Raw genomic sequence first — 6,633 nt, forward strand, 5'->3', positions numbered from 1 at the left:
TGCGGTGGACGCAAAGATCCTCTCTGAAAGGTTGGTCCATGGCAACCATCGAATTCATCGAAGCTCGTGAAATCCTCGATTCCCGCGGCAACCCGACCGTTGAGGTCGAGATGATGCTCGACGACGGTACTCAGGCCCGCACTGCGGTTCCCTCGGGTGCCTCGACCGGTCAGTTCGAGGCCGTTGAGCTGCGTGACGGTGACAAGAAGCGTTACTCCGGTAAGGGCGTTCTCAAGGCTGTCGAGAACGTCAACGAGAAGATCGCTGAAGAGGTGCTTGGCTGCGACGCCAGCGAGCAGCGCACTATCGACCAGATCATGATTGAGCTCGACGGATCCGACAACAAGGGCAAGCTGGGAGCCAACGCCATCCTCGGAGTCTCTTTGGCTGCCGCACACGCCGCTGCCGATTCTGCGGAGCTCCCGCTGTACCAGTACTTGGGCGGACCGAACTCCCACGTGCTGCCCGTCCCGATGATGAACATCCTCAACGGTGGTGCCCACGCCGATTCCGATGTCGACATCCAGGAGTTCATGATCGCCCCGATCGGCGCGGAGTCCTTCAAACAGGCTTACGAGTGGGGCGCTGCCGTCTACCACTCCCTCAAGAAGGTTCTCAAGGACAAGGGGCTGGCCACTGGTCTGGGTGACGAGGGCGGCTTCGCCCCCAACCTTCCCAGTAACGCTGCCGCCCTGGACCTCATCCTCGACGCCATCAAGGCTGCCGGCTTCGAGCCCGGCAAGGATGTCGCCCTCGCCCTTGACGTCGCTGCTTCCGAGTTCTTTGAGGGTGGCAAGTACATGTTCGAGGGCCAGGCTAAAACCTCGGCCGAGATGATCGAGTACTACGAGGGCCTCATCGCCAAGTACCCGCTAGTTTCCATCGAGGACCCGCTGGACGAAGAGGATTGGGACGGCTGGACCGAGTTCACGAAGAAGCTCGGCGAGAAGATCCAGATTGTCGGCGACGACCTGTTCGTCACCAACCCGAAGCGCCTCGCCAAGGGAATCGAGACCAAGGCCGCCAATGCCTTGCTCGTCAAGGTGAACCAGATTGGCTCCCTCTCGGAGACCATTGACGCCGTCGAGTTGGCCCACCGCAACGGCTACCGCTGCATGATGTCGCACCGTTCCGGTGAGACCGAGGACACCACCATCGCCGATCTCGCCGTCGCACTGTCAACTGGCCAGATCAAGTCCGGTGCCCCGGCCCGCGGCGAGCGTATCGCCAAGTACAACCAGCTGCTGCGCATTGAGGAGGAACTGGGCGACTTTGCCGAGTACGCCGGTGCTTCCGCATTCCCGCGTTTCCAGGCCTGAATCACGCCATGAGGTGCTGATCCTGGCACCTGGCTTGACACGACCGTCTCGGTGTTGCCGGGACGGTCGTGTCAAGATGGACCACGATGGCCACGACACCAAGCAGCCGACACCGTTCGTCCGGAAGGTCCCAGCAACCGACCGGGGGGCGCACACGCCCGTCCGCGCCGAACCGGTCAGGTCCGAGGACCCGCGGAAATTATGAGCGCACTACGCGCACAGAACCTCCCCGTAGCCGAGCTACTGAGGAGGAGGGGGACCAGCCTCGCCGGTTCGGTCTCACCCTCAGAGCAGTTGTCATGGGTGCGGCGGTTCTGCTGGTACTCGTCATGATTACGCCTAGTTTAGGTATCTACTTCTCTCAACGTTCCCAGATCTCCCGGATCCAAGATGACGAAGCTCGGACACGCGCTTCCATATCGAGCCTTCAGGACGAGGTCAAGCGATGGCACGATCCCGACTACGTCCGTGCTCAGGCGCGCTCTCAGCTCGGCTGGGTGATGCCGGGCGAAACTGGATATCAGGTTATTGGGGAGAACGGCAAGGTCATCGGATCGACGACCTCGTTGGATGGAAAAGACCCAGTGACTGCGGCCAGCTCCGACGCCCGCTGGTGGCGACAAGCTGCGGGATCAATCCAAGACGCTGACCATCCCGTTCCACTCGGCAGCGCCACTCCGGGAGCGATGATCACGCCCACACCTTCGGCGAAGCTATCATCGCCTGGCCCTTCTCATCGATGAGGTGACATGCTCGAGGAATTTACCGACAATGACCGTCAGGACGTCCGGGACCAGCTTGGGCGCGAACCACGAGGAGTCGCCGGTGTGGCTTGGCGCTGCGGCTGCGGCAAGCCAGGTGTCATCGCGACCGAGCCCCGGCTGCCGAACGGCACCCCCTTCCCGACGACTTACTATCTCACCTGCCCGCGTGCTGTATCCCTCATCGGCACCCTGGAATCTTCGGGGCTGATGGCTCAGATGACTGAACGTCTTAGCGAGGACGAGGAGCTCGCCGACCAATACCGGCGTGCCCATGAGACCTATGTTGCTGATCGTGCTCGGATCGGTGAACAGGCCGGTCTTGACCCGGTTCCTGAGATCAATGGGTTTTCTGCGGGCGGTATGCCGACGCGTGTGAAATGTTTGCACGCTCTGGCAGGGCACGCCTTAGCTGTCGGCCCGGGGGTCAATCCTTTTGGAGACGAGGTCGTTGCAGAGTTGGGGAAGTTCTGGTGCAGCCCATGCACCCCGGCGCATCGCGAGCCTGAGTCGGACAGGAGGACGGCATGAGTAGCAACTACACCGTTGCAGCCATCGACTGCGGGACGAATTCGATTCGCCTTCTCATCGCATCAGCTGGCCCGGACGGCCGTTTGGTTGAGCAGGCACGAGATCTGGAACTGGTGAGGCTCGGCCAAGGGGTTGACGCCACCGGTTCTTTCCATCCCGACGCCCTTGAGCGCACTTTTTCAGCCTGCCGCACCTTTGCCAAGACCATTTCGGACCACCACTGCGACCAGGTGCGTTTTGTCTCCACATCGGCCGCCCGTGACGTCTCCAATCGCGATGACTTCTTCACGGGAGTCCGTGATGCTCTCGATGTGGACGCGGAGATCATTGACGGCACAGAAGAGGCAAGTTTGTCTTTTGCCGGAGCGATGTCTGGGGTCCAGGTAACCGATGAGCCGGTTCTTGTGATTGATTGTGGGGGAGGTTCGACGGAGCTGGTGCTGGGCTATGGAACCACTATCGATTCCCAGGCGAGCCTCGAGGTCGGCTCGGTGCGGCTGCGTGAGCGTTTCCTTCATGATGACCCGCCCACCGCAGAGCAGATCGATGACGCGCGCAAGTACGTTCGTGAAGCCCTGGGGTCCTGCCCGGTCGATGTTGCCGCCGCACGTACTGTCATCGCCGTCGCGGGCACGGTCACGAGCCTGTCCGCAATTGACCAGGGCCTCGCGGAGTATGACCGCGTCAAGGTTCATCATTCAGTACTGGCGGCTAGCCAGATATTCGACCTGGCGGACAAGCTGCTTTCGTCTACTGTTGACGAAGTTGAACAGATGGGGCCGCTGAAGCGACGTCGTGCAGAGGTATTGTGTGGAGGTGCCCTTATCATTGACGAAGTGTTCCGCCGTGTGACGGCAGGTGAACTCGTCGTCTCGGAGACCGATATCCTTGACGGCATAGCGCTGGCAATGCTGGCGCAGGAGAGCTAAATCGCTCCTGGCCCCCGTAGCCCAACCGGCAGAGGCAGACGGCTTAAACCCGTCCCAGTGCGGGTTCGAATCCCGTCGGGGGTACTCAACGTCACCAGGAGCAGCTACGCAGTGTGTACGACCTGAGTCGTCGCGGTCGCTAGAAACCGCGGTACGGGGAAGGTTCCGCGTCATCGCGTCGTTGTTTACAGTAGATGTGACCACAGTTTTCACAGGAGGATCACATGGCCAACCCGGTCTTTAGCCGAGCCGAGGCCTTCCAGTCGCACGGCAACCCTTACGGGCAGCCGGCCTACGCAGGCCAAGGGTATCCATCGCAGTACGGCATGTCAGGGCAACCTGGCGGTGAGTGGGGCTCGCTGTCACATGACGGCCCGCAGCAGCGTGCCGAGCGCGCAATGACCTTTGACGACGTCCTCGGCCGTACCGGCCTAGTTCTGCTCATCATCGCTGCCATCGGCGCTTTGAGCTTCACCTTAATCGGACCGAACATGGTGGCGGGCGGCCCCGCTTTGATCGTCGGGTCAATTGCGGCGTTCATTACCGCGATAATCGTTAGCACCCGCCGTACGGTGCCAGTCGGTGGCGTCATTTTCTACTGCATCTGTGAGGGGCTAGTCCTTGGCTCACTGTCGGCCATCTTCGAGGCCTCCTACCCCGGTATCGTGGTGCAGGCCGTCTTGGGTACTTTCGCCGCTGCCGGTGTGACGTTGGCGGCCTACAAGTTCTTTAACATCCAGGTGACGCCGCGGTTCCGTCAGATCGTCATTATTTCGACCTTAGGCTTCGCCCTCGCGATGCTCTTCAACCTCATGCTGACGCTGTTCGGGATTACCGTTGGCGTTTCCAGTTTTGGCCTTATCGGCATCTTGTGTTCAGCGCTGGGTGTGGTTCTGGCTGCCATGAATCTTGTCGTGGATTTTGACTACGCCGAGCAGGGGGTGCGTAACCAGGCTCCAGCTTCTGAGTCTTGGCGAGCCGCCTTTGGCATTGCAGTGACGATGGTGTGGCTCTACACGGAGATCCTGCGAATTCTCAGCTACTTCCGTGCTGATTGACGTTGACGGCAAGGGGGGCTTGGTCGCGATGACCAAGCCCCCTGCTGTCAAGTTTGTGACAGTTATGGCTGATCAGGTGCTCGGGACGTCGTGCAGATGAGTCTCCAGACACATTCGTGTTGCGGCTCCCCAGGACAGCCGGCGCCAGCGCCACAGCGGGATCCATTGAGCTGATTGGGTGGTGCCACCGACGTCAATGACGTACGGGTCAGTGGGGTTTTCACTGGTGGCTGAGTAAATGATCCGCAGGGCGTGGAAGTCCTCCAGCACCCCAGCGGGGGAGCGGCCGATCCAGTGATCTGATTGCAGGTCGATGATGCGATTGAGGCGGATGTGTTGCCCGGATTCCTCCATGACCTCACGGGTGACCGCTTGAGCCGGGGACTCACCGGGCTCCAGACCACCTCCAGGCAGTGCCCACAGACCAGGGACTGCGGTACGTGGAGAACACTCAGTACCTAGAACTCCCCGCCGCGACCGCACAACGGCATAGGCGGCAACGCGTTGGTATGGACGAACTAATTCGTCGGCCTGACGGTCCTCAGAGAGATCTGGTACGCCCCTTCGGGTGCGAGGGGGTTGAGAGCTGGACGTTCGCGGTGCCACGTGAGCAGTGACGACGATCTCATCATCGACTCGATCGGCAGACAGGTATTCCCTGACGACGAGTCCATGACGCCACAATTCGACGTGTGGATTCATCCCGTGACGGACGCGGAAGGCATGGGTCTGCCCACTGCCTGGCGTTCCGACTGCGGTGATGAGCACACTTTCATTCAACCACCTTGACCATAGGCGGCGGTCTAGCTCCTTGATGGGCTGAATCAGTCGAGGAGCCGAGGCGCTACTTGACCTCGTCGGTGACGTCGGTGCCGTCAGTATTGAAAGCCCTAGTTACACCGTTAACGCCAACGCGGAGGACGGGCGCATTAAGCTTCGAATCCTCGGTGATCGTCCATCCCATGTCGGATGGCTTCTGGTTGGCCTTCGCCGCCGTGAGATTCATGATGTGGATGATGACATTCGGGTGCAGCAGGGTAGGCGAGAAGGTCGCGGATGCGTCCCCCTTGCGTTGCACCGCCCATGCGGGCATATCAGCAGACCGGGTGCGCCTCATGACGACGCCAGGCGTCGTCGTCGGGGTATCGACCATGATGGCCTTACCGGGCTGGTAGCTGACCTGCCCGACCTGCTTAGCACCAGCGACAGCATCAGTTAACGCCTCAGCCATGGCGGCAGGCGACGCGAAGTCGATGTGGTTGATCGCAGATCCATCCGGCCGGAAGAAGACGGTCCGACTTTCTGGCTTGGTTGAGACTGTCATAAGGACAGTACCTTGGTTGTACTCGACGATCTGCAGGTTCTGGTTCATATGGGATCCAGAGATATCGGCAGCCTTACTCAAAATCGTGGGCATCTTTTCGACGGCGAAGTCGTCGGGATCGAAGGGACGTGACACTGTCTGGGTGCTCTGGGTTGCTGACGAGTCGATCTTGCCGTTCTGCCAAGTCCAGACCGTGGGGGAGCCGCCAATCTGGGCGGTGATGCTGAGAGCGGTCTTGGTGATGTCTACCTTCGTGATAGGTCCATTGCCTGACGCCGCGACAAGTTCATTGATGATCACACGGGTATGAATGCCATCGAGCGGGGATACCGAAGCAGTGACCTTGGATGACGGGACTAAGGCCGTGCGGCTCGGCTCGTCTAAGGGTGTCGTAGGGGTGGTAGAGCTGCATGAGGCAGACACGCAAAGCGTGATCGCACTAAGGACTACGCATCCGGTTTGCCGGAACCATATTCGACACGTCACGAGGCGAGTCTATGAGGAGTTTTGCGGCTGGTGTGGTGCTGGGAGGGTGGAGACCGGGCAGGCAGTTGGCTGAGTGAAGATGCCGCTAGCAGCTTGGATTTGCGTTGGTGGTGGGGTGTGTGTAATGTTTGGCGGGCCGTCGGGGGCTGCTTGGAGTGGTTTGAGTGGTTCTGGGTGGTGGCTGGTTCTGCTGGTTGGCTTTCGGGATTGCGGTTTTGTGGTTTC

7 protein-coding genes and 1 tRNA gene are annotated in these 6,633 nt (G+C 60.3%); 6 read left to right on the forward strand and 2 right to left on the reverse strand.

Annotated elements, in window-relative coordinates:
- The first annotated feature begins 38 nt into the window (after positions 1 to 38).
- The 6 genes from eno (at position 39) to F1563_RS08110 (ending at position 4,598) form a co-directional block, all read left to right on the forward strand.
- A complete protein-coding gene (gene eno, locus F1563_RS08085) occupies positions 39 to 1,319 on the forward strand; it encodes a phosphopyruvate hydratase (RefSeq protein ID WP_002526954.1) in 1,281 nt (426 codons plus the stop codon).
- Between the two features lie 299 nt (positions 1,320 to 1,618).
- Positions 1,619 to 2,062: an FtsB family cell division protein gene (locus F1563_RS08090; protein WP_002526956.1), complete on the forward strand. Its 444-nt coding sequence runs from the start codon at positions 1,619 to 1,621 to the stop codon at positions 2,060 to 2,062.
- A 6-nt stretch (positions 2,063 to 2,068) separates the two neighbouring features.
- Positions 2,069 to 2,611: a DUF501 domain-containing protein gene (locus tag F1563_RS08095; protein WP_002526957.1), complete on the forward strand. Its 543-nt coding sequence runs from the start codon at positions 2,069 to 2,071 to the stop codon at positions 2,609 to 2,611.
- Positions 2,608 to 3,540 (forward strand): Ppx/GppA phosphatase family protein, encoded by a 933-nt coding sequence (locus F1563_RS08100; RefSeq protein WP_002526958.1) that lies wholly within the window; start codon positions 2,608 to 2,610, stop codon positions 3,538 to 3,540. Before F1563_RS08095 ends, F1563_RS08100 begins: the two co-directional genes overlap by 4 nt.
- A 10-nt stretch (positions 3,541 to 3,550) precedes the next feature.
- Positions 3,551 to 3,624 (forward strand) — tRNA-Leu (locus F1563_RS08105).
- Between the two features lie 140 nt (positions 3,625 to 3,764).
- Positions 3,765 to 4,598, forward strand: coding sequence for a Bax inhibitor-1/YccA family protein (locus F1563_RS08110; RefSeq protein WP_002526959.1), 834 nt, complete (start codon positions 3,765 to 3,767; stop codon positions 4,596 to 4,598).
- Positions 4,599 to 4,670: 72 nt separating this feature from the next.
- On the opposite strand, the gene F1563_RS08115 is transcribed toward F1563_RS08110, so the two are convergent.
- Entirely contained in the window at positions 4,671 to 5,300 is a 630-nt protein-coding gene (locus tag F1563_RS08115; RefSeq protein ID WP_172623655.1) for an NUDIX hydrolase, read from the reverse strand.
- Positions 5,301 to 5,442: 142 nt separating this feature from the next.
- Positions 5,443 to 6,222 (reverse strand): hypothetical protein, encoded by a 780-nt coding sequence (locus F1563_RS08120; protein WP_002526962.1) that lies wholly within the window; start codon positions 6,220 to 6,222, stop codon positions 5,443 to 5,445.
- Positions 6,223 to 6,633 lie beyond the last annotated feature (411 nt).

The sequence above is a fragment of the Cutibacterium modestum genome (assembly GCF_008326345.1).
In the GTDB taxonomy this organism is placed as follows: Bacteria; Actinomycetota; Actinomycetes; order Propionibacteriales; family Propionibacteriaceae; genus Cutibacterium; species Cutibacterium modestum.